Below are 24,788 nucleotides of genomic sequence, written 5' to 3' on the forward strand. Positions count from 1 at the left end.
CCGCCGCGGTCGTGATCGTCAGCAGACTACACATCGACCGCACATCGCCGCGACGAACGCGCCAAGCCGAACCGCCGCGCAGATCATCTCCATCGCGTCCGCGAGCAACAGTCACGCGTTCCAGCGCACGATCGCCCACTTCATCGTCGCGTCGTTACGCCTTAACCACACGAGCGCGCCCGAATCGAGCACCCACGGCAGACACGCGTCGATCGTGAGCCCGAGCGTGAGCGCCGCGATCACCCGCATCACGCCGGCATGCGTGACCACATACGCAGGGCTCAGTTCGCGCGTCTGTTCGAAGACGTCGAACCACGCGCGCACACGCGCGACGAACTGCGCGACGCTCTCCCCGCCATGCACGCGCGCGCCTTCGAAATCCGCGGCCCATGCGTCGAGCATCGCACGATCGATATCGTCCCAGCGCCGCAACTCCCAGTCGCCGAAATCCATTTCCTTCAGGCTGTCGTCGCTGCTCGCGGCGCAACCGAAGTTGCCGGCCAGCGCGGCGGCAACCGTCGCGCAGCGCGTCAGCGGACTCGTCAGCACGACGCGCGGCGCCGGCATCTGCAACGTCGCGAGACGCATCGCGAGCGTTTCGGCCGACGTTTCGGGGCCGGCCGCGAGCGGCACGTCACTGTTACCGTAACAAACCCCCGCATCGACATTCACAGCCGGGTGGCGAATCAGGACGACATCCATGCGAACCCCGTCAGGTAGATGGCCAGTTCGAAGATCTGCTGCGCAAAACCAAGGCAATCGCCGGTATAACCGCCGATGCGCCGCACGAAATAGCGGCCGAGCAGCACGCGCAGCGCACACAGCACACCGGCTATCAAGCAACCTCCACGCCAGTCGGGCCAGAAAAGCCACGGCAAGCCGAACAGCAGCGCACATGCAAACGCCGTGCGCGTCATCCGCTGCGCGACCGGTTTGGCCTTGCCCTCGGCGCGCACGTAATCGAGAGTGACGAGATAGCTGATCGCGCACGCACGGCTCGCCGCGTGCGCGGCGACCATCAGCCACGCCGCGCGCAACGGCGGCAATGCGGCAAGCGTCTGCCACTTCAGCGCGAGCGCAATCATCAGTGCGATCGCACCGAAGGCGCCGATCCGCGAGTCTTGCATGATGCGTAATACATCTTCACGCGAATAGGCACCACCGAACGCATCGATGCAATCCGCAAGACCGTCCTCGTGAAAGGCGCCAGTGACGAAAAGCGTTGCCGCCATCGACAGCAGCACCGCCATGCCCGCCGGAAAAAACCGCAGCGCCGCGAGATAGACGAGTGCGCCGACGCCGCCGACCAGCACGCCGACGAGCGGGAAGTAACGCGCCGCGCCCTGCAGATAGTGGGGCTCGTAGCCGACCCAGCGCGGCACCGGCAAGCGCGTGAAGTAACCGAGCGCGGTGAAGAAGTAACGCAACTCAGCGAGCGGATTCATCGTTGCGCACCCTCGTGCGAATCAGCGTGTGCGCCTGCGTGTGCGCTCGCGTCACGCTGCCGCGTGCCGGCGCGCGTGCCGGCGGGTGATGGATCACGACGCATCGCGGTTCGCCACCCCCGCCGATTCGAAGCTCGCCATCTCGTTGATAAAGGCGGCGGCCGCGCGCAGCAGCGGCACTGCGAGCGCCGCGCCGGTGCCTTCGCCAAGACGCAGATCGAGCGCGAGCAGCGGCTCGGCGTGCAGATGGTCGAGCATCAGCCTGTGTCCGGTTTCATTCGACGCATGCGCGAACACGCAGTAGTCGCGCACCGCCGGCGCGAGCGCGAGCGCAACCAGCAGCGCCGCCGTCGCGATAAAACCGTCGACGAGAATCGTCATGCGCGCCTGCGCCGCCGCGATATACGCGCCCGCCATCATCGCGATTTCGAAGCCGCCGAAGGTCGCGAGCACGTCGAGCGGCTCGGTCGCGTTCGTATGATGTTCGAGCGCCGCCGCGAGCACGTCGCGTTTTTTCGCGAGGCCCGCATCGTCGAGACCCGTGCCGCGCCCGACGCACGCATCGATCGGCAACGTGCACAGCCGGCTCATCAGGCACGCAGCCGCCGACGTATTTGCAATACCCATCTCGCCGAAGCCGATCACGGTCGTGCCGAGCGCCGCGTGATGCTGCACGCGGGCCGCCCCCGCCTGCATCGCGCGAAGCGCCTCGTCGCGGGTCATCGCCGGTTCGTGCGCGAAGTTGCGCGTGCCGCGTGCAATCGGAATGTCGATAAGATGCGCGGCAACCGGCAGCGGCGTCGCGACGCCCGCGTTCACCACTTCGAGCGTGACGCCCGCGACGCCGGAGAACGCGTTGATCGCCGCGCCGCCCGCGAGAAAATTCAGCACCATCTGTGCCGTTACCGCTTGCGGATACGGGCTCACGCCTTGCGCGGCAATGCCGTGATCGGCAGCGAACACGATCATCACCGGGCGCTCGATGCCCGGGTGCGTGGTGCGCTGGATCAGGGCCATCTGCAGCGCGAGCGCTTCAAGCCGGCCGAGGCTGCCGGGCGGCTTGGTCTTCGTATCGATCAGATGCTGCAGTTCCGCACGCATCGTCTGATCGAGCGGTTCGACTGCGGGTAAGGAGGACGCGAGTGTCATGAGTGAAAAAAAAGCCGTGTCTGAAACGTCAATGAAAAGAGGTGGACGCATCCTCGTCGCCGGATGAGCGCTGCGGCGAGCGGGCCGCTGACTGCCGCCGCAACACGGGAATCAGCGCCTCGTGGTCGCCATCGTGAATCAGCGCAAGCGGATAGCCGAATGCGCGGCTCGCGAGCTCTGGCGTCAACACATCGCGCACCGGACCCGCCCAGATCGTGCCCCGGCCGTCGAGCAGCAGCGCATGCGTCGCAAAACGCCGCGCGAGGTTCAGGTCGTGGCACGAAAAGAGCACCGTGCGCGCCGTGTCGCCGGTTGCCTCGCGCGTCCATCCGGTCAGCGCGTCGAGGCAGTCGATCTGATGATGCAGATCGAGATGCGCAAGCGGTTCATCCAGCAGGAGCAGCGGCGCATCCTGGCACAGAACCGCGGCCAGCGCGACGCGCTGGCGTTCGCCGCCCGAAAGCGATAACACGTCGCGCTGCGCGAAGTCCGCGAGGGTCAGCCGAGCAAGCGCCGCATGCGCGGCCGCGCGGTCGTCGGCTCGCTCCCAGCCCCAGCCGGTCAGATGCGGAAAACGGTTCAGCAACACCGTGTCGAGCACGCTGGCGCTAAACGCATCGTGCACGCTTTGCGGCATCAGTGCGCGACGTTGCGCAAGCCGCGTGGGCGGCCAGCCGGTTACGCGCACCCCATCGATCTCGACGTGGCCCGCAAACGGACGCACCACCCCGGCGAGCGCCGCGATCAACGTCGTCTTGCCGGCGCCATTCGGACCGGCGACGCACCAGATCTCGCCCGGATAGAAGGTGTGCGTGAAGTCGTCGATCAGCGTGCGCGTGCCCGCGCGCAGTGTCACGCGCTGCGCGCAAAGCGTAGTGGCAACCGACGCGTGAGCCTTCATCAGCGCCGCCTGTGCAACAGCATCCACAGGAACACCGGCACGCCGGCCAGCGCGGTGATCACGCCGACCGGCAATTGCGCGGGCGCGATCACCGTGCGCGCGACGAGGTCCGCGCCCATCACCGCCGCGCCGCCGCCCAGCGCGGACGCGGGCAGCAGCATGCGCTGATCGTTGCCGAACGCGAGCCGCAGCATATGCGGCACCACGAGGCCGACGAAGCCGATCGTGCCGGCTGTGGTCACCGCGGCGGCGGTCGCAAGCGACGCGACCAGGTACACGCGCAAACGCAACCGCACGACCGGCACGCCGAGCGCACGCGCGGCCGAATCGCCGCGCAGCAGCACATTCAGTTGCAGCGCGACGGGCATGATCGCGGCCAATGCAAGCACGGTCGCCGCGAGCGCGACCCACGGCAGCGGGCCGCCGCCGTTCAGATCGCCGGTCAGCCAGAACAGCATGCCGCGCAGGCGGCTGTCGGGCGCGACGGTCAGCAGCAGCGTGATGACCGCGCCCCAGCCGGCGGCAATCACCGCGCCCGTCAGCAACAGACGCGGCGACGTGTCCTGCGGTTCGCCGCGCCATAGCTCGCCGCGCGCGAGGCCGAGCACGACGAGGATCGACGCGAACGCGCCCACGCATGCGCTCGCATCGACGAGCCACCATGCGCAGCCGGCCATCATCGCGAATAGCGCGAAGGTCGCGGCGCCGCCGGACACGCCGAGCACATACGGTTCCGCGAGCGGATTGCGCAACAGCACCTGCAGCAGCGCGCCCGCGAGCGCGAGCAACGCGCCGCACGCAAAGCCCGCCAGCGCACGCGGCAGCCGCAGCGTGCGGACGATCTCGCCGGCGAGGTCGCCCGGCGTGCCGTGAGAAGAAGCGACGAGCGCACTCAGCACGCGAGCGGGCGCAACCGACACGCTGCCCAGCGCCAGCGACGCGATGAATACCGCCAGCGCCAGCGCGCCGAGTCCGGCCCAGATCGCGGCGGCGCGGCGCGCGGTCATTGCGCGCGCAACGTTCGGCGCGGGCCGGTTCATCTGGGCGAGTTCAGTCACGGCGGTCCTGTGCGTGTGACCGGTCGCGGTCGAGGCCACGGTTCAAGGCGCGCCCGTTGCCCGCAGGCGCGCGCCGATACGACACGATGGCGTGCGAACTGCGTGGAGTGCGTGCGGGGCGTGGGCTGCGTGGGGCGCGCGGTGTGTGTGAAGGCAAGTTCATCGTCGTAGTCGAAGGTTCTATATTTGTGCCGCGACAGATCGGACCGGCTTGCAGTCGCCTTCCAGTCATGGTCGAACCGCTATCCGTAGCCGAGATAGTAACTGTTTGCCCCGCGAAAACTGAATCGCTTTGCGAGGCCGCTTCGCGTAACGCTGCCGTTCGCAATTCAAGCCTCAAGCAGAGGTCGGCAGGCCAAACCGATCGGCGATCCATTCGCACACTGCACGCGCTGTTCACGCAGCGGGGTCTGGAATCAGCGTGTCGATAGCGTCAAAATCCGGCGCCGACGACGGCGGCGCAGCACGTGCTCCACGTGCTCCACGATTCGCACCAGTGCGCGTTCATGCGTCGCGCCGCGCGATCGATATGGGTGCAGCTCGCACATCACGGTCCGCGACTTGCTTGTGACGGCGGTCTTCAGAGACGACACGGCCGCCCTGCTTGCACACCACGCCTGCGCGCGTGCACCGCTCGACGGGCAGCACTCGCCACGCGCTCGCTGAGCCGGCATAGCCCGGGACAATCGTCTGTTCGTGCCTGCGTTGCCGTCGAAAAACACGTAGACGTAGAGCGTTTTGTGCGTCGCATACGCGGCGCCGGCTACGCGCGATGCGCACAAAACCAGCGTAAAGCGCTGCTGTTACGTCTCGAAACGAGACAAATGCCCGAACGCCGCGCATTCCGCGCTAAAATGCCGGGGTCTTAAGAGGACGCAGCTCATGCTCACCGAACTCGAAACCCTATCAAAGAACATCGGCCGCCTGATTCAGATCAGCCAGCGCCATCAGGAAGCGCGCGTCACGCTCGAGGCACAGCTTGCCCAGCTGCGTGCCGAATGCGACGCCACGCGCGCCGAACTCGAGCAGACTCGCGACGAGCGCAATGCGTTGCAGGCGGAACGCGATACATTGTCGGCCAAGATCGACGACGCGCAGGTGCGCCTCAACGCGATCCTCGAAAAACTGCCGCGTGCGCGTGCTCATGCCGAGCCGGACAGTCAACTCGACCTGCTCGCTCCCGAACATCACGATCAGCACGAAACCGCGCATAGCGACGTGACCCGCCACGGAGAAAACGCATGAGCACGAAGCAGATCGAAGTGTCGATTCTCGGTCAGTCGTATCGTCTTGCCTGCTCGCCGGAAACCGAGGGCGAACTGCTCGAAAGCGTCGCACGCGTCGATGCTGAAATGACCAAAATCCGCGCCAGCAGCAATGTGCGCGGCCAGGACCGGATCGCCGTGATGGCGGCGCTTTCGCTGGCATCGGAACTGCTTCAGTTGCAAACGAGTATTCGCCATGGAGAATCGTTTCCCGCCGAGGAAATCCGGCGTACAATGACGCAAATGAATGAGCAGCTCGACGCGGTCATCGAGCAATACAGCGCTCAGTAAGCATCTTTAGAGCATCTTCAGGCAGGGCCGTCATCGGGTTGATCGCGCAGGTCAATCGTTCAGGTTACGGTCCGGTCTCAGCGGTTTGAGCTTCAACAGGTTTAGCTTCCCTGCCTGGTTCGCCAAGGTCATATATTCCTTGAACCAATGCCATGTGCACGGTTGCGGAAATTTGTAGCACGGGCGTGCGCGTCACTCTGTCTGATGTACCCGAAGTGCTGCTAACTGCGACCAATTCTGAACCTCCGGTTCAGGATGCCGGCCTAGCGGCTAAGGCGGGGACCTATATCAAACGGCATCGGACAAGGTCCGATGCCGTTTTTCATTGGGCGTTGCGTTTCGACGGCACGGCTGTTCCTCAACGTCCCGCGTGTCCTTAACTTCACGTTCCATTCGATTCATGCGCTACTGGCTAATGAAGTCCGAACCGGACGAAGCAAGCATCGACGACCTCGCGAACGCGCCCACGCACACGCTGCCGTGGACCGGCGTGCGCAACTATCAGGCGCGCAACTTCATGCGCGACGGAATGACCATCGGCGACGGCGTGCTGTTCTACCATTCGAGCTGCCCGGAACCGGGCATCGCCGGGCTCGCTGAAGTATCGTCGACGCCGTATCCCGACCCCACCCAGTTCGACCCGAAGAGCCCGTACTACGACGCGAAGTCGTCGCAGGAAACGCCGCGCTGGTTGCTCGTCGACGTCGTGTTCAGGAAGAAGCTGCAGCTGATTCCGCTCGCGGCGCTGCGCGCACACGAAGAACTCGCGGACATGCGTGTGCTCGCCAAGGGCAACCGGTTATCCATCACGCCGGTCACCGACGCACAGTGGAAATTCATTACGAAGCGGCTCGCGAAGCCCGTCGCGTAATGCCATGGCGGGCCGGGGCCGCTATTGTCCGTTGATCGCCTGATATCGCTGCGGCCGGCAAGTGCGCGCCGGCGGTCATGTGTGCGTGCCCGCCCCGCCCGCACAAGCAGGCGCAGCGCATCGCGCGCGTCGTCGAGCGGTTGTTCCAGTCCGGTTCGGGAACCAGATTGCCAAGGTTACCGCCTAACGGGATCGCAAGGAATCTGCAAGCTCGCATCGGCATGCATCGCGTCGCATCATCGCGTTATCGCCATCGTCAGCGCGAGCGCCCTCGCCTAACCAAGGAGTCGAACTCATGATCACAAAAACCAGGCTTGCGTGGACGCTTGCCGGAACCTGCGCTGTGCCGTTGCTGCTCACACTCGCATCGGGCGCGGCGCGCGCGCAAACCATCGCGCCTTATCAGCCGTCCGGCGTGCTGTCGCTCAATGCGCAGGCCAGCGCCGAAGTGCCGCAGGATGTCGTCGACATCACGCTGTTCTATGAACAGGAAGCGAGCGACCCGTCGTCGTTGACGACCACGCTGAACCAGCGTGCCGACGCCGCGTTGCAGAAGGCCAAGGGCGTATCGGGCGTGACCGCGCGCACCGGTTCGTTCTCGATCTTCCCGTCGACCGATCGCGATGGCCGCATCTCCGCGTGGCGCGGGCGCACGGAGGTCGTGCTCGAATCGCACGACTTCGCGGCCGCCTCGAAGCTCGCCGGACAAATGGCGCCGACGATGCAAGTCGGCAACGTGTCGTTCTCGCTGTCTCCGGAGGCGCAGCGTGCGGCCGAGCAGAAGCTGACCGGCGAGGCGATTACGTCGTTCCGACAGCAAGCTACGTCGTCTGCGCAAGCGTTCGGCTATAGCGGCTATACGATCCGCGAAGTCAACGTCGGCCATGGCGGATCGATCCCGCCGCGGCCGGTGATGATGATGAGCGCACGCGCGATGTCCGCCGATGCGAAGGTCGCCGCACCGGTGCCGCTCGAAGGCGGCACGTCGACGGTGTCCGTCAATGTCTCGGGGTCGGTGCAGATGAAGTGACGCGCGCCTGGTGGTGCGTGATGCGTGCGTCGTACTGCGCGCGTCGCATCGAGCGCGGGTTCCGCGCGTCGTATTGAAACGAAAATCGCCACGGCATGCCGTGGCGATTTTCATGATGATGACGGCGCGCAGCGAAGCGTGCCGTTGTGCCGCGAGGCGGCTGTCGCGCAGTCAGTCGCTCAGTCAGTTGCCTGCCGTCAGTCGCGAACGAACGACGTCGAGCTCACACGCGCAACCTGCTCATGCGCACGCGAGCTCGACACCCACGCCGCAAACTCAGCTCGCACTCACCGGCTGCTGCGCCTGCCGTCCCGCGCGACGATACGACCAGACGAGCATCACGATGCCCGCGATAATCATCGGCAGCGACAGCCACTGGCCCATCGACAAGCCGAGCGCGAGCAAGCCGAGAAAGTCATCGGGCTCGCGCGCGAACTCCACTGTGAAGCGCGCGAGACCATATCCAACCAGAAACACCGCCGATATCGCGCCCACCGGCCGCGGCTTGCGCGAGAAGAACCACAGCACGAAGAACAGCGCGACGCCTTCGAGCGCGATTTCATAGAGCTCGGACGGATGGCGCGGCAGCAGATGATATTGCGCGAACACTTCGTTCAGGTGCCATTGCGCGGCCTGCGCCGGATGCGTCGCGAGCCACGCGGCATCGTCGGTCGCGGCGCCCGGAAACAGCATTGCCCACGGCGCGGACGGATCGGTCACCCGCCCCCACAGCTCGCCGTTGATAAAGTTGCCGAGGCGTCCGGCCGCAAGACCCGTCGGCACCATCGGCGCGACGAAGTCCGTCACCTGCATCCACGTGCGATGACGCTGCCACGCGAAGAGGGTCATGGCCAGCACCACGCCGAGAAAGCCGCCGTGGAACGACATGCCGCCTTCCCATACCTTGAAGATATCGAGCGGATGCGCGAAGTAGAAGCTCGCCTTGTAGAACAGCACATAGCCGAGCCGGCCGCCGAGGATCGTGCCGAGCACGCCGTAAAACAGCATGTCGTCGATGTCCTTCACGGTCCAGCCTTGCGCGGCGACGTACGGTAGACGCAGCCGCAACCGGCCGATGACGATCGCCGCAATAAATGCGACGAGATACATCAAGCCGTACCAGCGCACGGCAAGCGGACCCAGATGGATGGCGACGGGATCGAAATTCGGGTGAATGAGCATCGTGTGGTTATCGGTGTTCGTGTTCGGTTCTAACAGGTTCGGATTTGGGGATCCGGATTTCGGATGTGTCGTTGGAGCGGCCGGCGCACTCAGGCGTTCAATGAGGCGCTCAATGACGCGCTCAATGACCCCTTCAATTGGCCGTTCATTGAGCGCTCAATTCGCACCCGCGGCGCAAACCGCGCAAGCGGTTTGGAAGCTTTGCGCGCACCCTCGCAAGCACGGTTCAAACCGACCGCGATGCCGCCGCATGCGCGCGCGCAATCTCGATGAAGCCCGCCAGCACCGGGCTGACCGCCCGCGTGCGCCACACGAGCCCCGTTTCGATGGCCGGCACCGCCTCGATCAACGGCCGGTACACGACCCCCGTGCGCCGCAGGTTACGCAACGATTGCGGCACCAGTGCGACGCCCATGCCCGCGGACACGAGGCTGACGATCGTCTGCATCTGGATCGCCTCCTGACCGATGTGCGGCGTGAGGCCGGCGGCACCGTAGCAATCCATAATGATGTCATAAAAGCCCGGCGCCAGAGGCCGCGGGAAGATCACAAGCGGCGCATCGGCGGCATCGCGCAGGCTGATCGGCGCATCGCGCCATTCGGCCGGCGGCGCTTTGGCGTGCTCGCCTGCTTCGATACGCGCGGCCATCTGCGTGGACATCGCGATGATGAGCGGCTCATGCGCGATCGGCAGCCACGACAGCTGCGCCGCGTAACGCGGCGGCAGCGGCCCGATCACGAGACCGGCATCGGCCTCGCCCGCGACCAGTTCTTCGAACTGCACGTCGCTCGTCGCTTCGACGAGTTGCAGCCGCACACGCGGATGACGCACGCCGAAATCGCGCAACAGCGGCGGCAGCAAGCCGTAATCGGCGGTCGACACGAACGACAGCGACAACCCACCCGACTCGCCGCGCGCGAGGCTCTGCGCCAGCGGCCGCAGCGCGTCCGCACTGGCGAGCAGCCGCCGCACTTCCGGCAGCAGATCGGCGCCGACCGGCGTGAGCTCGACCGAGCGCTTGGTGCGCGCGAACAGCTCGACGCCGAGCGTCTCTTCCAACGCGCGAATCGCCTGCGACAACGGCGGCTGGGTCATCGACAGGCGCGCGGCCGCGCGGCCGAAGTGCTTCTCTTCGGCAACGGCGATGAAATAGCGCAACTGGCGCAGATCGGGCACGGACGGAATCATTGGGAATGGTGAATCGATGGTGTTCGAGAGCCCGCCGATGTCTCTCGACGTGTGTCTCGACAGCTCCCGGCAACCCGCTTGATACATTTTACGACCTAATCGGCCCTCAATAATATATTGGACAGTGCTTCGCCGAAACTGCATTCTTGCTCGACGCGCGCGGCCTACACTGCATGGACCTGGGCAAGTACCGCCCCGGCGTGCGCCGATCACAACAAACCGGATGGAGATCCCCATGTCGTACAACCGTCGTTCGAAGCACATCACACAAGGCGTCGCCCGTTCGCCGAACCGTTCGATGTATTACGCCATCGGCTACAAGAAGGAAGACTTCGACAAGCCGATGATCGGCGTCGCCAACGGCCACTCGACCATCACGCCGTGCAACGCCGGCCTGCAGCGCCTCGCGGACGCCGCGGTCGCCGCGATCAAGGGCGCCGACGCGAACCCGCAGACCTTCGGCACACCGACGATCTCCGACGGCATGTCGATGGGCACCGAAGGGATGAAATACTCGCTCGTCTCGCGCGAAGTGATCGCGGACTGCATCGAGACCTGCGTGCAAGGGCAGTGGATGGATGGCGTCGTCGTGATCGGCGGCTGCGACAAGAACATGCCGGGCGGCATGATCGGCCTCGCGCGCATCAATGTGCCGGGCATCTACGTATACGGCGGCACCATCAAGCCGGGTAACTGGAAGGGACAGGCGCTGACCATCGTGTCGTCGTTCGAGGCGGTCGGCGAATTCACCGCGGGCCGCATGTCCGAAGAAGATTTCACCGGGGTCGAACAGAACGCGTGCCCGACCACCGGCTCGTGCGGCGGCATGTACACCGCGAACACGATGAGCTCGTCGTTCGAAGCGCTCGGCATGTCGCTGCTGTACTCGTCGACGATGGCCAACCCGGACCAGGAAAAGGTCGACTCGGCCGCCGAATCGGCGCGCGTGCTCGTCGAAGCGGTGAAGCAGGACATCAAGCCGCGCGACATCATCACGAAGCGCTCGATCGAGAACGCGGTCACGCTGATCATGGCGACCGGCGGTTCGACGAACGCGGTGCTGCACTATCTCGCGATCGCGCATGCGGCGGAAGTGGACTGGACCATCGAAGATTTCGAACGGATTCGCCAGCGCGTGCCCGTCATCTGCGACCTGAAGCCATCGGGCAAGTATGTCGCGACCGACCTGCACCAGGCAGGCGGCATCCCGCAGGTGCTGAAGATTCTGCTCGACGCGGGCCTGCTGCACGGCGACTGCCTGACGATCACCGGCCGCACGCTCGCCGAAGAACTGAAGGACGTGCCGTCGAAGCCGCGCGCCGATCAACAGGTGATCTTCCCGATCGACAAGCCGTTGTACGAGCAAGGCCACCTCGCGATCCTGAAGGGCAACCTCGCGGAGAACGGCGCGGTCGCGAAGATCACCGGCCTGAAGAACCCGGTGATCACCGGGCCTGCGCGCGTGTTCGACGACGAGCAAAGCGCGATGGACGCGATTCTCGGCGACACCATTCAGGCCGGCGACGTGCTGGTGCTGCGCTACCTCGGCCCGCAAGGCGGCCCGGGCATGCCGGAAATGCTGGCGCCGACGTCGGCGATCATCGGCAAGGGGCTCGGCGAATCGGTGGGGCTGATTACCGACGGCCGCTTTTCCGGCGGCACGTGGGGCATGGTGGTCGGCCATGTTGCGCCGGAAGCGTTTGTCGGCGGCACGATCGCGCTCGTGCAGGAAGGCGATTCGATCACGATCGATGCGCGCAGGCTGCTGCTGCAACTGAACGTCGACGACGCTGAACTGCAGCGCCGCCGTGCCGCGTGGCAGCAGCCGAAGCCGCGTTATACGCACGGCGTGCTGGCGAAGTATGCGGCGCTTGCGCTGCCGGCGCACAAGGGTGCGGTGACCGGGTAAGCGCTGCGCAACAGGCAGGCAAGGCCATCGGCGGCGGATGGATGCGCCGCCGCCGCGTGCGGCGAACCGGCGCACGCTCGCCAATCACACCGGCTGACGCCGGGCGGCACATGCAAAGACCCCATGCAAGGGCACACGCGAATAAGGCGTGTGCCCTTTGCTTTTATAATGCGGAGCACCCGGTACGAGCACAACGACCACATCCCTGCGCGCGCACGACAACGCCACGCACCGTTACCGGTGGAGACCACGATGAAAGCGAAGTCGCATGCGGCAGTGGGGTTGGTGTACGCGCTGGCTTGCGCGTCGATGGGACCGGCGGCGCGCGCGGAAACATCCGCGGGCCTCGCGCTCGCGCAACAGGAAAACTGCCTGAGTTGCCATTCGGTCAAGCGGCAGTTCATGGGGCCGTCGCTGCACGACATCGCCGATCGCTACGCGACGCGCAGCGATGCGTCCGCCTACCTCGCCCGCAAGATCGTCGAAGGCAGCGCAGGCGTCTGGGGCGCAGTGCCGATGCCCGCGAATACGCAGGTCACGCCTGACGAAGCCGCGCAACTCGCCGGCTGGATTCTGACGCTCAAATAAGCCGCGCGAATTTCACGGCGGGCACCAACGTGCGGCGCGTTGCGAACGGCGGCTAGGCCGCGCCGTCGCCGCGCTGCTTCAACTCTTCGCGAATCGCCTCGCGAATCCAGCCCGCCACCTCCGTTTCCAGCGCCAGCGCCACTTCGCGCGTGATCTGGTTGACGAGCCACGTGGTGTGCTCCTGAAACGTGTCGCGGCAGCGCGCTTCGATCAGCGTGCGCCCTTCGCCGGTCAGAAAACTTGCGAACCGGCCGCGCAGCCGCTCGGCAAGCAGATCGGCGTCGTAATCCGGTGCGACCGGCGCGGCGCTCGCCGGTGCGGGTGCGCTGGCCGCCGCGGCAGGTTGCACATGCGGCGACTGCGCAGCCGCCGGCGTGACAAACGCCGGCTCCTCCGGCACCACGTCCGACAGTTCCGGGATGTCGCGCGCCTGCGCGGGATCGCCCTGAACGATCACTTCGTCGAGGACGGGAATGGCGGTTTCGGGAGAAGAGGAATCGTTCGGATGGGACATAGGTGCACTCCGTCAATAAGTCGGACGAACCGATGAGCCAGAACCCGGCCCGGCGGGGTGATCAGCATCACACGGCCCGCAATTCGTGGGCCCGGGGTCAGCCGCCCTGTCAGCCGCCCTGCTTGTAGTTGTTCAGAGCATAGCCGCGATCGCGGTAGAAGCGATAGCGTTCGCGGCCCGCCGCGAGTTCGTCTGTGGCATTGCCGACCACTTCGAGCAGCCGCTCGAAGCGCGCAAACTGCGCGGGAACCGTGGCGCCGAGGTTCAGCAGGATCTGATGATGCGGCGCGTCGTCGAGATTCGCCGCGAGCACGACCGGCGTATCCGCGGCGAGCGCGCTGCCCGCCGCACAATGCGGAATGAACTCGAGCGGCGCGAAGGTCCACAGCTGCTCGTCGAACGCGCGCAGCCGCGGCGGCTCGGCCAGCACGACGAGCGGCTGGCCGGCCAGATACGCCTTGCGCACGAGGCGGCACGCATACAGCAGCGAGTCGCCGACGTTCGAATGGAAGTCGATGCGCGTCATGCCCGCGTTATTGTGCAGCGCGGTCGATCAGGAACTGCGACAGCAGCGGCACCGGACGGCCGGTTGCGCCCTTCGCGGCGCCGCTCTTCGATGCGGTGCCGGCGATATCGAGGTGCGCCCACGGATACGCTTCGGTAAAGCGCGCGAGGAAGCACGCGGCGGTCACGCTGCCGGCCGCACGCCCGCCGATGTTCGCGACATCCGCGAAATTCGACTTCAGCAGGTCCTGATACTCGTCGTCGAGCGGCATGCGCCACGCGGGGTCCGCCGCTTCCTTCGCGGCGTCGAGCAGTTCGCCAGCGAGCGCGTCGTCCTTCGCGAAGAGGCCGCTGTTGTGATGACCGAGCGCAATGATGCAGGCGCCCGTCAGCGTCGCGATGTCGATCACCGCGGCCGGCTTGAAGCGCTCCGCGTACGTCAGCGCGTCCGCGAGAATCAGGCGCCCCTCGGCGTCCGTGTTCAGCACTTCGATGGTCGTGCCCGACATGCTGGTGACGATGTCGCCCGGCTTGGTGGCCGTGCCCGACGGCATGTTCTCGCAGGTCGGAACGATGCCGACCACGTTGAGCTTCAGGCCCATTTCGGCGACCGCGCGCAGCGTGCCGAGCACCGCGCCCGCACCGCACATGTCGTACTTCATTTCGTCCATCGAGTCGCCGGGCTTCAGCGAAATGCCGCCGGTGTCGAACGTGATGCCCTTGCCGACCAGCACGATCGGCGCCGCCTTGGCCGCGCCGCCCTGATACTGCAGCACGATGAACTGCGGCGGCTCGACCGAACCTTTCGCGACCGACAGCAACGAGCCCATCTTCAGCGCTTCCATCTGCTTCTGGCCGAGCACGTCGACTTTCAGTTTCCAGTCCTTCGCAAGCTTCTTTGCGGTGTTCGCGAGATAGGTCGGGGTGCAGACGTTGCCCGGCAGGTTGCCCAGGTCGCGCGTGAGGTCCATGCCGTTGGCGAGCGCCGCGCCCTGCTTCGCCGCGAGTTTCGCGAGCTTCTCGTCGGCCGGATCGACGCTGAACACGACGCGCTTCAACGCGCGCGCGGTGGTATCCGGTTTGCTCTTCATCTGCGTGAACTTGTAGGTGAGTTCGCGCAGCGCGAGGATGGCCGCACGCACCGCCCAGTCCGACGAGCGTTCCTTGATCGGCGCCTGCGCGAGCGTGAAGGTGATCTGCACGATCTTCGTGCCGAGGATTGCGCGCCAGGCGGCGCGCACCGCGTCGCCGTAAGCCTTCTGCGTGAACCCATCCTGCTTGCCGAGACCGACCAGCAGCACGCGCGATGCGCCGATGCCGGACACTTCATGCAGGAACAACGTGCTGCCGTTCTTGCCGTCCATGTCGCCCGCCTTGATGATGCGGGTCAGGAGGCCTTTGGTCGCGGTGTCGATTTCCAGCGCCGCGCCCGACAAAGTCTGCGATTCGAACACACCGATCACGATGCAATCGGATTTCCCCGTCAGGAACCCTTGGGTCGAGCCTTTGCTCCAATCACAGGCTTTTATGCTAAAGTCCATCGCGCTTGTCCTCGGATAAAATCTGGGCTTAGGATGAAAGCCGCAATTATCCGCTATTTTTCCCGTGGCCGTCGCTTCGGAGGCACGTACTACGCATACGGCGCCCCGCCAGGCGCGCCCTCCCCTCATCAACGATGATCTTTGAACGCTCTCTCCAGCGCGAACTGGCATACACGGCTGGTGCCGTGTTCATGGTCCTGCTGACGCTCGTGATGACGACGATGATGATTCGCATCGTCGGCTTCGCCGCGCAGGGCGAGATCGATCCGCGCGACGTGCTGGTGCTGATCGGCCTCACCGTGATCGGCTACCTCGCGATCATGCTGGTCGCGACGCTATTCGTGTCCATCCTGTTCGTGCTCACGCGCTGGTACCGCGACTCGGAAATGGTCGTCTGGCTGTCGTCCGGCGTGAGTCTCGCGCAGTTCATCAAGCCGATCGCGGTGTTTTCCACGCCGATCATCCTCCTCATCATGTTCTTCGTGTTCGTCGGCTGGCCGTGGTCGAACCAGCAGAACAAGCTGATACGCGCGCGTTTCCAGCAACGCGACGAAGTGTCGCTGCTCGCGCCCGGCCAGTTCCGCGAATCGCCGTTGAGCCACCGCGTGTTCTTCATCGAGAAGATGTCGCCGGACCAGTCGCGCGTCGAGAACGTGTTCGTGACGAGCACCGAGAACGGCAAGGTGAACGTGGTCGTGTCGAAGTTCGGCCACACCGAGACGCAGAAGAACGGCGACCGCTTCGTGGTGCTCGAAAACGGCCGCCGCTACGACGGCGAGCCCGGCCATCCGGATTTCCGCATCATGGAATTCCAGCGCTACGGCATCAAGATCCAGAGCCAGCCAGTGGTCAGCACGCCTACCACCACCGGCACGCCGACCCTCGAACTGCTACGCAACCCGACGCGCGACAACCTCGCTGAATTCGCGTGGCGCGCGGGGTTGCCGCTGATCGCGATCAACCTGATGATGCTCGCCATTCCGCTCGCCTATCAGAACCCGCGCCGCAGCCGCACGATCAACCTCGTGATGGCGGTGCTGATCTATCTGACGTATTCGAACGTGCTGAACGTCGTGCAGTCGTGGATCCAGCAAGGGAAAATGTCGTTCCCGGTCGGACTGGTCGGCTTGCACGTCGTGGTCGCGCTGATCGTCGCGTTCATTTTCTGGCTGCGCGTGCGCAACCGGCCGCTGTTCTCGCGGGCGATGTTCAGCCGCTCGGCGGCCGCGAGTTCATCGTCGCAATCGCAGGGAGCCTGACCGATGCGGATCTATGAGCGGTATTTCGCGCGTCAGGTTTATCTGTCGTTTGTTTTTATTCTGTTCGCGTTTTCCGGTCTGTTTTTCTTTTTCGACCTGATCAACGAACTGAACTCGGTCGGCCGCGGCAACTACAACTTCAGTTATGCGGTGCTGCGCGTCGCGCTGCAAACGCCGTCGCGCTTCTACGAAATCATTCCCGTGGCGGCGCTGATCAGCTCGATTTACGTGTTCGCGCAAATGGCCGCGAACTCGGAATACACGATCTTCCGCGTGTCCGGGCTGGCGACCAATCAGGCGCTGCGCTCGCTGCTGAAAATCGGCGTGCCGCTCGTGTTGCTGACCTACCTGATCGGCGAAGTCGTCGGGCCTTATACGGATCAGCTATCCGAGCGCGTGCGGCTCGAGGCGCTCGGCTCGTCGGTGTCGAGCAATTTCGAATCCGGCGTGTGGGTGAAGGACACGCTCACCGAGCGCGCCGACGGCGAGCAGGTCACGCGCTTCGTCAACGTCGGCGAACTGAAGCCCGATGCAACCATCAGCAACGTGCGCATCTACGAGTTCGACTCGAAGTTCCGGCTCTCGAATGTGCGGATTGCGAAGTCGGGCGTGTTTCAGCCGCCCGGCCACTGGAAGCTGACCGACGTCACCGATACGCAACTGATCGATGTCGTGCCGGCCGGTGTGACACCGGCCGACGCGCTGAACCCGGTCTATCGCGCGCAGCAGATCACGCTGCCCGAATACTCGCTACGCTCGGAACTGACGCCGCAAATTCTGTCGGTGCTGCTGGTGGCGCCCGACCGGATGTCGATGTTCAACCTGTTCCGCTATATCCAGCATTTGACCGAGAACCATCAGGACACACAGCGCTATGAAATCGCGCTGTGGCGTAAGCTGCTGTATCCGTTCGCGGTGTTCGTGATGCTGGTGCTGTCGCTGCCGTTCGCGTATCTGCATACGCGCGCGGGCGTGGTCGGGGTGAAGGTGTTCGGCGGGATCATGCTCGGGATGAGCTTCCAGCTCTTCAACACGCTGTTCTCGCACATCGGCAACCTGAATACCTGGCCTGCTCCGCTGACCGCCGCGACCCCCGGGCTTGTGTACCTGGTGTTGGGGCTGGTGGGGTTGAAGTGGGTTGACCGGCATTAGCGGGGGGTAGCCCTGGCGGCACGGCGGCCCCGTGTTGGCCAGTCGGGAGACGTGTGATGGCAACTGATCTGACTGATTCGGCAAACACGCAAGGCATCGTTCTCTTTGCGCATGGCGCGCGCGACGCGCGCTGGGCGGAGCCGTTCGAGCGGCTCGCGGACAAGTTGCGCGGCATGCGCGGCAGCGCGCCGGTTGCACTGGCGTTTCTCGAACTGATGACACCCGATTTGCCGACAGCGGTTGCCGAACAGATCTCGCATGGCTGCACGGTCATCACGGTCGTGCCGGTATTCTTCGGGCAAGGCGGTCACATCCGCCAGGACCTGCCGGTAATCGTCGATCAATGCCGCGCCGCGCACCCGGGCGTGGACATTCGCTGCGTGACGCCGGTCGGCGAAGATGACACGGTCATCGAGGCGATTGCGCAGTATTGCCTGCGGCAGGTGTAGCTCCGAGTCGCGATTCACGCGGACAAGCGGGCGACTCCTGGCCGGCGACGCAAACACACAGCGCCCCTCCGTCCGACAGGTTCGACTATCCGTCAACGAAGAAAAAGCGCCGGCGCGAAAGACCCCTCTCTCGACGAGAACGTGACCGTCGTACCGGTGTTGTTGCGCACGCAAATACCGATCGCCGGCGCGCCGGACGCAATCGCATCTTTGACATAGCTGGTCACATCGCTAAGGCGCGATTTGCTCGCGTTGTCCAGATAGATGCCGCCGATATGCTGCGTCGAGCAGTTCGCGGGGGTCGGCGGTGTACTGCTGTCGTTCCAGTTCGTCGACGCGCCGTACAGATCGAGCATCACCGCGCTCGTGTTCGTGACGTTTTGCCCAAGCGTCTGCAGGTCCACTTCGCTCCACGGGTAAGCGCTCGTATTGGCCGGTGTCGGGAAATTCATCAATATCACGTCTCCTGGCCCCACCTGCAAAGACGGGCCGGATGTCGTAGCGGCGCCCGCCGCATTGATCCAACCATCCGCAGTCGCGGGCGAATAATAGAGCGGAATGTTGTTGCCGCAAGCCACATTGGCATTGCTGCATTTGTCGATCGCATATTGCATGCTGTCGATTTTCCATGCATCGATGAAATCCCCGTGCGCCGTATAGAGGGAACCCCATTGCGGTACTGAGGCACCGTCGACAATCATCGGGTCCATCGACAACTGCGCCGTCGACAGGTCCGGGTCCTGCCCTAACGAATACTGGATGTTCAGTTGCAGTTCGGGGATTTTCACCGGAAAGCCGCTTGGACACGTACCGTCGGCATTGCGATATGCCATGTAGTCCATTGCGCTCTTATAGTTCATCATGGCTGAGGCGGCATGCGGGCTCGACATATCCGGCTTTATTTTTTTGCCGTTCCAGCAATCCGGGAAATGCACCGAAATATCGAGTTGCGCGAAAGTGCCCTTGTCATCGGTCACGACCGGGCAATTGGTGGGCGCGGTCGTCGTGTATTTGCCGCCGCGGCACAGATAATTGATCTCCGGCTTCGGGCCGGTTCCCATATGGTCGCCCGCCAGCAATTGCAGGCCGGCCGGAATCGGACTGAGCGGCACAACGGGCTGGTCGTTCTTGTAGTAGATCTTTGCGAAGTCGGGCACGATGATTCCGGATGCACGCTTGAGTTGCGGCGCCCAGTAGGCGGACACGTCCGCTTTCGCGTCGCAGGTGGTGACCTTGTGGGCATTCAAAGTCTTGTAGTCGCTGTAGGCGTCGGTGCCGGTGTTGCCGAAGAAGTCGTGCACCATTGCCCGCCCCGGCGCATTCGGCCATACGATCGAGTCGTCGGGTTTGGTGTGCGAATAGGTGCAGTGAACTTCAAACTGGCCGCCGGCGTAACCCGGCGCGATGTAGCCAAACAATCCGGCGTAAAGCATAAAAACCAGCACGGAGATTTTTTTGTCTCTCATCATCGGCTCCTTCGGGAAACCCGAGTTCAGGCGCGTCAGATATATGAGTAATTCAATTTGTCCGTGTTTTCAATGTAATCAGTCCACTCAAAGAATAAAGTGTTGATGTTTCAAAACGAAAAGATCACAAATGGTTAAATCGAATAGCCATGAATGGTTAAATAAGGTAATTGAAGTGGCGCGGATTGACGTCGCAACTCATTGTCTTCGCGCCTAGCGGGCGCCGCCGAGGTTTTTGAGGTAGTCGTCGACCATGGGCAGAATCTGCGGCAGGTTCTTGCGGCCGAAGCCGATGCGGAAATTCGCGTCGCCGTGGTCAAGCAGTGTGCTCGGCAGCAGCAAGACGCCGGTTTGCTTGAGCAGTCTCTCGCAGAATTCATGCGCCGACGTATTCTTCAAACGCGGGAATGCAATCGTTCCAGCTCGCGGCTTACGCCATTCAAACGTCTTTTCGTGGCGTGCAAAAAACGCATCCAGTAACTGCAAATTCGCGCGGGTGATGTCAGTGGCGCGGCGGGTCATCGCGGCGGTGTGACGGACTGCGATCGTCGCGAGATATTCGCTCGGCGCGCTGTTGCTGATCGTCAGATAGTCCTTGAATGTGCTCATGCGCTGTAACACTTCACGGTCGCGCGTCGCGATCCAGCCGATGCGCAACCCCGCAAGGCCGTGCGACTTCGCGAGCGCGCCCAGCGATATCGCCCGTTCATAAACATCGCACGCAGCGGGCAGCCGTTGCGCCGGGTCGAGTTCGAGACCCCGGTAGACCTCGTCGCTGAATAGCAGCAGATTGTGGTGGCGTGCGAAGTCAATGATCGCGTTGAACTGATCCGCCGAAGGCAGATATCCGGTCGGGTTGTGCGGGAAGCACACCACCAGTGCTTTCGTTTCGGGGCGCAGCAGCTGGGTAAGTTCGTCGAGATCGAGCGACCAGCCGGCCGATTCGCGAGCCATCCAAGGCGTCACGGCGAGGCCACGATCTTGCGCGATTGAATAGTGCGATTGATAACCGGGCATGTGCACGATCAGGTGGTCGCCGGGCGCGAACATCGTGTTCATGAACGAGTAGATCGCTTCCTGTGCGCCGGTGTGAACAATGATCTGATCGGCGCCGGTCAACGTGTAAAGCTGCTTTGCGAGCTCGGCGCGCAGCGCCGGGGCGCCCGGATATTCCGTGTAACCGAGCCAGGTTTGCTCCAGCCCTTCGGATGAACCGGGTTCATAAGCCAGCAATTCGCTGACCGACATCGACTCCGGATCCGAACTGCACAACAGGTATCGGGCGGTGAACTCGTGCTCGGCGAAGTAGCGTTCGAGCTTGAAGGGGGTCAGCTTCATGTCGGGGACTCGAGGAATGGGTCGTGCGGATCGGGCGGAAATTTGCAATGCGTCGTCCGGTTGGATCCACACTGCCGCATTGCCGATCGGCCCTTCGAGTGATTTATCGAAGGGCCTGACGTCTGAAACGCGTAGTGTGCTGGCGGTGGTCGGGTAAGAGAAGCTACATTTTCTTAACCAAACTTAGCAACGCTTATGCGCGTCCTTACGGTCAGTGCTGAGTTGCCGCGGCAGGCGTTGCATTCAATTCCGCGTCCATTTCATCCCATTCTTCCGGCGGACACGCGCACACCCATTCGATGCAATCCTTGTCGAGCGTCGCTTCAGTTTGCGCTTGATCGGCCAGTACCTCGAGCGCTTCCACCAACGCAATGCGATCCGACAACGTCACGCCCGCACGCCTTACTGCACGCGCCAACGCGCCGACTCTCGCCATCTGCTTGCTGTACTGATCCGCGTGATTGATCGACGTACGGTTCACGCGTTCAAGGAGCGCGATGCGCTTCTCGAGTTGCTCGCGTGTGAGCGTCTGAACGGTAACGACTGGGGTTGGTCTGGTCATAGGCACCTCCGCTGATGAGAACGCCCGGTTCACCCAGTTGGGAGTTGGGTGAGCGGGCACGATGACGAGGTCGGAAGACCGGGCTGAAACCTGAACCGGCGAGCCTCGCGGCTCCCTCATCACGGCCCGCCCAATGAAAAAGCAGGCGAGCAGAGGCTAACGCACGGCCTGCATACGCAGGCGTGCGGGTTTCAGCTACAGGCTTCCGGACCTGTGTTGCCGATGTTTCGGCAACCTTTTCATTCTAGGGAGGTGTTTTTTCGAGAGATCAACGAAGAGAGTGAAAAATACCTTGACTGGTTTATAGGCGAATTTGCGCGTTCGACACGACGAGTCATCGAATTAACGTCGCAGGAATCGCACGAAATGCCGCCGCAATCCGAACCAGCAACACACTAGAACGAGCGCTGAAAAAAGGCAGTTGGCGACAAGTAGACACGTTACCCCTAATGTCTCCATGTCCTCCGGGTTGTTCAAATCGCTGTTGCCGGTTAGACGTAGCACGAAGTCGATGGCGTAGTACAGAAAGAGCGGCATCTCCATCGGGTACGGAGCGAGCGCGCGGGTTAGCCAGTGACCACCCATGAACGACATCACGACCAAACCCGCTACGCAAGCAAGCTGTTTCATCGCACTTCCACCGTACCGTACGCGCTTCGCGCGTCGCCCGGAACCGGCAAGTCCGACGGACGAGCGCGAATATGGCGCGCGAGGCGATCAAATTCAGACGGGTTGAGGACAGTTATGCAGCCTTTGCTGAGCCCTGAGCGGCCAGCGGGATGGAGCCGAAACTCTCCGCGCGTAACGCCATTCACCATGGTCGCGTCTCCGCTTTTCGCATTCCAGAGCATGAACCACTTTGTGTGATCAGTGGTTCCGTAGCCATGCGAATCGACCCAGTCATATAGCCATCCCATACGGCCGCCCGACTCGCGATCAAGCAGATAGTACGTACCCGGCGGTATTGGGCCGATGTCTTGCAGCGCGCTTGCTGCCGGGTTGTCGCGCCCGACTCCCCGCCCCGAGAAAGCGACCACCGATCCGAAACCGGAGCAACTCAACCGAGACGTCTCTTCGTTGTTCAGGATGAAACGTACACCGAACAGGCATAACGTTCCCCCTAGTACGGATGGACAGCGGGAGCCTGACTCGCTTCAGCAACATACGATGCGTCGCCGCTGAAGCCGCACAGAACTACGCATCCGTCTTCCAACCAAAGATGCAGCGGGATCGCCATGTTCGGCCCCTTTGAAAGGCAAAAATTGTGCTTTTAGCACGTGGCTGAACACGATCCGTAAAATTTTGTTGGCCTCTTCCTATGCACGTTCCAATTCAATCTTGGCCGCCGTTGCGTCTTGATCTGACATGACCGTATCGTTAGAAACCCTCCTACGGCCGATACACCTTCACCGGCAATCCCTCCAACCGCGCCTTCAACTGCAACGCCAGCACCCGCGAATAAAAGCGCGCCATGTGGAAGTTGCCACCGTGAAACCACAAGCCCGCTTGCCGCGTCGGTTTCCACATGTTGCGCAACTCGCCTTCCCAAGGGCCCGGATCGCCGTCGAGCCCCGAACCGTATCCAAACACGCGTCCTATCGACGCCGCGACTTCAGGTGAAACGAGCTTCGCAATATGCTCGTGCATCGGCCGGTAGCCTGTCGCGTAGACGATATAGTCCGCATCAAGCCGCGAACCGTCGCTCAGTTCGACACTGGAGCGCCCGATACGCGTCGCCTCGACACCGGACTTCAGCTTGATGCTGCCGTTCGCGATCAGTTCCGATGCGCCCGTATCGATGTAGAACCCGCCCCCTTTGCGCAGCGCCTTCCCGACCAGGCCCGAGCCGTCTTCACCGAAGTCGAGCCGGAATCCCGCCGCCTCGAGCCGTTGATAGAACGCGCTGTCCTCCTGTGCGATCTGCTCCATCATCGGCCGGAACACCGCCGGCATCATCCGCTTCGGCAATGCGGCACGCTGCAGGTCCGCGTGCTCGATGTCGAGTCCTCGAGCCAGGGCCTCTTCCGAATACAGCGAGCTCAGCAGGTCGAGTACATGCGACTGGCGAATCACGTGAGTCGACGACCGCTGGATCATCGTCACATCGGCGCCATAGCGAAACAGGTCTTCGCAGATATCGTGAGCGGAGGTGTTCGAACCGAACACGACCACCTTGCGGCCGCGGAAACCTTCTCCGCCCCGATGCGCGCTCGAATGGCATTGCGCGCCCGCGAACGTCCCGGCGCCGGGTATCGACGGGATAAATGGCTCGCCGTTCAGGCCGGTCGCAAACACGAGGTGCGTCGGCCGCAGCAGCGTTGGCTCGCCGTCATGCACGACACGCACCTGCCACTGGCCGCTCGCCGCATCGTACTGTGCGCCCGCGCATTCCGCGTTGTGCCAGATATCGAGCTCCATGACCCGCGCATACGTCTCGAGCCAGTCGCCGACCTGCTGCCCCGTCGGGAACACCGGCCAGTGATCCGGGTAGTTCAGGTACGGCAGAGGGTTCGTCCACACCGGATCGTGCAAACGCAGCGACGCGTAACGCAACCGCCAGTTATCTCCGCTGCGCGCGTGGCGATCGACGATCCGCGCCGGCACGCCGAGCAGTTTGAGCCGCGCCGCAAGCGCCAGGCCGCAATGTCCGCCGCCGACGATCAGCACGTCAGGTTGCGCCGCCTCGTCGGGCGAAGCGGCGGTCGTCGCTTCATGGCCTGTCAAGCGGCGCTGACGCGTCGGTTCCTCAAAACCCTTGAGCTCGCGCAGCGCGGTCAGCAGCGTCAGGCAGCGCCCTTGCGCATCGAGACGCACATAGCCGTCGCAACGTCCGAGCGCGGTCTCGAATGCAATGAAGCCATCGGTTGCATCCGGCTGCGCGGGCTGAGCAACGGCCCAACCGGAAGGCCGGGTCGATGCAAGGGTCGCATCGAGCATCGCGCGAATCGCATCGCGCCCTTCCAGCGTGCGGATGTCCCATGTGAACGCGACGAGATCGCGCCAGAAACAGGTATCGCCAAACAGCGCGACGATATCGTCGATGTTGTTCGAGGCGATCGCACGCGAGAATGCGTCGAGCCACGAAGCGAGCGTCGCGTGCCCGGTGGGTTGCATGGTCATTCGAT

The 24,788-nt window shown here is 63.6% G+C and carries 24 protein-coding genes and 1 other RNA gene; 10 read left to right on the plus strand and 15 right to left on the minus strand.

All coding sequences use genetic code 11. The features are described 5' to 3' along the window. Positions 1 to 111: 111 nt before the first annotated feature. The 5 genes from cobC to HV675_RS10550 form a co-directional block, all read right to left on the minus strand. A complete protein-coding gene (cobC, locus tag HV675_RS10530; RefSeq protein ID WP_175110844.1) occupies positions 112 to 702 on the minus strand; it encodes an alpha-ribazole phosphatase in 591 nt (196 codons plus the stop codon). Beyond that, positions 687 to 1,445, minus strand: coding sequence for an adenosylcobinamide-GDP ribazoletransferase (locus tag HV675_RS10535; protein ID WP_175110845.1), 759 nt, complete (start codon positions 1,443 to 1,445; stop codon positions 687 to 689). Before HV675_RS10535 ends, cobC begins: the two co-directional genes overlap by 16 nt. A gap of 93 nt (positions 1,446 to 1,538) precedes the next feature. Next, positions 1,539 to 2,594 (minus strand): nicotinate-nucleotide--dimethylbenzimidazole phosphoribosyltransferase, encoded by a 1,056-nt coding sequence (gene cobT, locus HV675_RS10540; protein WP_175110846.1) that lies wholly within the window; start codon positions 2,592 to 2,594, stop codon positions 1,539 to 1,541. Between the two features lie 28 nt (positions 2,595 to 2,622). After that, entirely contained in the window at positions 2,623 to 3,495 is an 873-nt protein-coding gene (locus tag HV675_RS10545) for an ABC transporter ATP-binding protein (protein ID WP_175110901.1), read from the minus strand. Further along, positions 3,495 to 4,535, minus strand: coding sequence for a FecCD family ABC transporter permease (locus tag HV675_RS10550; protein ID WP_175110902.1), 1,041 nt, complete (start codon positions 4,533 to 4,535; stop codon positions 3,495 to 3,497). Before HV675_RS10550 ends, HV675_RS10545 begins: the two co-directional genes overlap by 1 nt. A 900-nt stretch (positions 4,536 to 5,435) precedes the next feature. On the opposite strand from HV675_RS10550, the gene HV675_RS10555 reads away from it, so the two are divergent. From HV675_RS10555 to HV675_RS10575, 5 genes are all read left to right on the plus strand, one after another. After that, the gene (locus tag HV675_RS10555; protein WP_175110847.1) at positions 5,436 to 5,798 is read left to right on the plus strand and encodes an ATPase; all 363 of its coding nucleotides are present in this window, start codon (positions 5,436 to 5,438) and stop codon (positions 5,796 to 5,798) included. Continuing rightward, positions 5,795 to 6,109: a cell division protein ZapA gene (locus HV675_RS10560; protein WP_175110848.1), complete on the plus strand. Its 315-nt coding sequence runs from the start codon at positions 5,795 to 5,797 to the stop codon at positions 6,107 to 6,109. The genes HV675_RS10555 and HV675_RS10560 overlap by 4 nt, the downstream gene beginning before the upstream one ends. 104 nt (positions 6,110 to 6,213) lie before the next feature. Next, positions 6,214 to 6,395, plus strand: a non-coding RNA gene (gene ssrS / locus HV675_RS10565) — 6S RNA. Between the two features lie 114 nt (positions 6,396 to 6,509). Further along, positions 6,510 to 6,980 (plus strand): EVE domain-containing protein, encoded by a 471-nt coding sequence (locus tag HV675_RS10570; RefSeq protein WP_175110849.1) that lies wholly within the window; start codon positions 6,510 to 6,512, stop codon positions 6,978 to 6,980. A gap of 295 nt (positions 6,981 to 7,275) precedes the next feature. Continuing rightward, positions 7,276 to 8,010, plus strand: a complete 735-nt coding sequence (locus HV675_RS10575; protein ID WP_175110850.1) for an SIMPL domain-containing protein — start codon at positions 7,276 to 7,278, stop codon at positions 8,008 to 8,010. A gap of 276 nt (positions 8,011 to 8,286) precedes the next feature. On the opposite strand, the gene lgt is transcribed toward HV675_RS10575, so the two are convergent. Together lgt and HV675_RS10585 are read right to left on the minus strand one after the other, a co-directional pair. After that, positions 8,287 to 9,192, minus strand: a complete 906-nt coding sequence (lgt, locus tag HV675_RS10580) for a prolipoprotein diacylglyceryl transferase (RefSeq protein WP_175110851.1) — start codon at positions 9,190 to 9,192, stop codon at positions 8,287 to 8,289. A gap of 226 nt (positions 9,193 to 9,418) precedes the next feature. Continuing rightward, positions 9,419 to 10,381: a LysR family transcriptional regulator gene (locus HV675_RS10585; protein ID WP_175110852.1), complete on the minus strand. Its 963-nt coding sequence runs from the start codon at positions 10,379 to 10,381 to the stop codon at positions 9,419 to 9,421. 235 nt (positions 10,382 to 10,616) lie between these two features. Between HV675_RS10585 and ilvD the strand changes: the two genes are divergently transcribed. Continuing rightward, positions 10,617 to 12,290: a dihydroxy-acid dehydratase gene (gene ilvD, locus HV675_RS10590; protein WP_175110853.1), complete on the plus strand. Its 1,674-nt coding sequence runs from the start codon at positions 10,617 to 10,619 to the stop codon at positions 12,288 to 12,290. Between the two features lie 252 nt (positions 12,291 to 12,542). After that, complete coding sequence (locus tag HV675_RS10595) at positions 12,543 to 12,878, plus strand: c-type cytochrome (protein ID WP_175110854.1); 336 nt, start codon at positions 12,543 to 12,545, stop codon at positions 12,876 to 12,878. Between the two features lie 52 nt (positions 12,879 to 12,930). On the opposite strand, the gene HV675_RS10600 is transcribed toward HV675_RS10595, so the two are convergent. The 3 genes from HV675_RS10600 to HV675_RS10610 form a co-directional block, all read right to left on the minus strand. Continuing rightward, positions 12,931 to 13,392 (minus strand): DUF2486 family protein, encoded by a 462-nt coding sequence (locus HV675_RS10600; protein ID WP_175110855.1) that lies wholly within the window; start codon positions 13,390 to 13,392, stop codon positions 12,931 to 12,933. A 109-nt stretch (positions 13,393 to 13,501) separates the two neighbouring features. Continuing rightward, entirely contained in the window at positions 13,502 to 13,918 is a 417-nt protein-coding gene (locus HV675_RS10605) for a DNA polymerase III subunit chi (protein WP_175110856.1), read from the minus strand. Positions 13,919 to 13,925: 7 nt separating this feature from the next. Further along, positions 13,926 to 15,437 (minus strand): leucyl aminopeptidase, encoded by a 1,512-nt coding sequence (locus tag HV675_RS10610; RefSeq protein WP_175110857.1) that lies wholly within the window; start codon positions 15,435 to 15,437, stop codon positions 13,926 to 13,928. Positions 15,438 to 15,571: 134 nt separating this feature from the next. Here HV675_RS10610 and lptF point away from each other — a divergent pair, with 134 nt between their 5' ends. Genes lptF through HV675_RS10625 form a run of 3 tightly spaced genes read left to right on the plus strand, consistent with a single transcriptional unit; the run spans position 15,572 to position 18,297 of the window. Further along, the gene (gene lptF / locus HV675_RS10615) at positions 15,572 to 16,696 is read left to right on the plus strand and encodes an LPS export ABC transporter permease LptF (protein WP_175110858.1); all 1,125 of its coding nucleotides are present in this window, start codon (positions 15,572 to 15,574) and stop codon (positions 16,694 to 16,696) included. 3 nt (positions 16,697 to 16,699) lie between these two features. Beyond that, positions 16,700 to 17,848, plus strand: coding sequence for an LPS export ABC transporter permease LptG (lptG, locus tag HV675_RS10620; protein ID WP_175110859.1), 1,149 nt, complete (start codon positions 16,700 to 16,702; stop codon positions 17,846 to 17,848). Positions 17,849 to 17,904: 56 nt separating this feature from the next. Then, a complete protein-coding gene (locus HV675_RS10625; protein ID WP_175110860.1) occupies positions 17,905 to 18,297 on the plus strand; it encodes a sirohydrochlorin chelatase in 393 nt (130 codons plus the stop codon). Positions 18,298 to 18,389: 92 nt separating this feature from the next. Here HV675_RS10625 and HV675_RS10630 read toward each other — a convergent pair whose 3' ends face one another. The 5 genes from HV675_RS10630 to HV675_RS10650 all read right to left on the minus strand — a co-directional run bounded on the left by HV675_RS10630 (position 18,390) and on the right by HV675_RS10650 (position 24,783). After that, complete coding sequence (locus HV675_RS10630) at positions 18,390 to 19,763, minus strand: DUF1996 domain-containing protein (protein ID WP_175110861.1); 1,374 nt, start codon at positions 19,761 to 19,763, stop codon at positions 18,390 to 18,392. A 213-nt stretch (positions 19,764 to 19,976) separates the two neighbouring features. Further along, entirely contained in the window at positions 19,977 to 21,101 is a 1,125-nt protein-coding gene (locus tag HV675_RS10635) for an aminotransferase class I/II-fold pyridoxal phosphate-dependent enzyme (RefSeq protein WP_175110862.1), read from the minus strand. Positions 21,102 to 21,312: 211 nt separating this feature from the next. Then, positions 21,313 to 21,663, minus strand: coding sequence for a hypothetical protein (locus HV675_RS10640; RefSeq protein ID WP_175110863.1), 351 nt, complete (start codon positions 21,661 to 21,663; stop codon positions 21,313 to 21,315). Positions 21,664 to 22,289: 626 nt separating this feature from the next. Beyond that, positions 22,290 to 22,700 (minus strand): DUF2778 domain-containing protein, encoded by a 411-nt coding sequence (locus tag HV675_RS10645; protein ID WP_343056779.1) that lies wholly within the window; start codon positions 22,698 to 22,700, stop codon positions 22,290 to 22,292. A 352-nt stretch (positions 22,701 to 23,052) separates the two neighbouring features. After that, the gene (locus HV675_RS10650) at positions 23,053 to 24,783 is read right to left on the minus strand and encodes a flavin-containing monooxygenase (protein ID WP_217478096.1); all 1,731 of its coding nucleotides are present in this window, start codon (positions 24,781 to 24,783) and stop codon (positions 23,053 to 23,055) included. Positions 24,784 to 24,788: the final 5 nt, after the last annotated feature.

It is taken from the genome of Paraburkholderia solisilvae, assembly GCF_902859875.1.
Taxonomy (GTDB): Bacteria; Pseudomonadota; Gammaproteobacteria; order Burkholderiales; family Burkholderiaceae; genus Paraburkholderia; species Paraburkholderia solisilvae.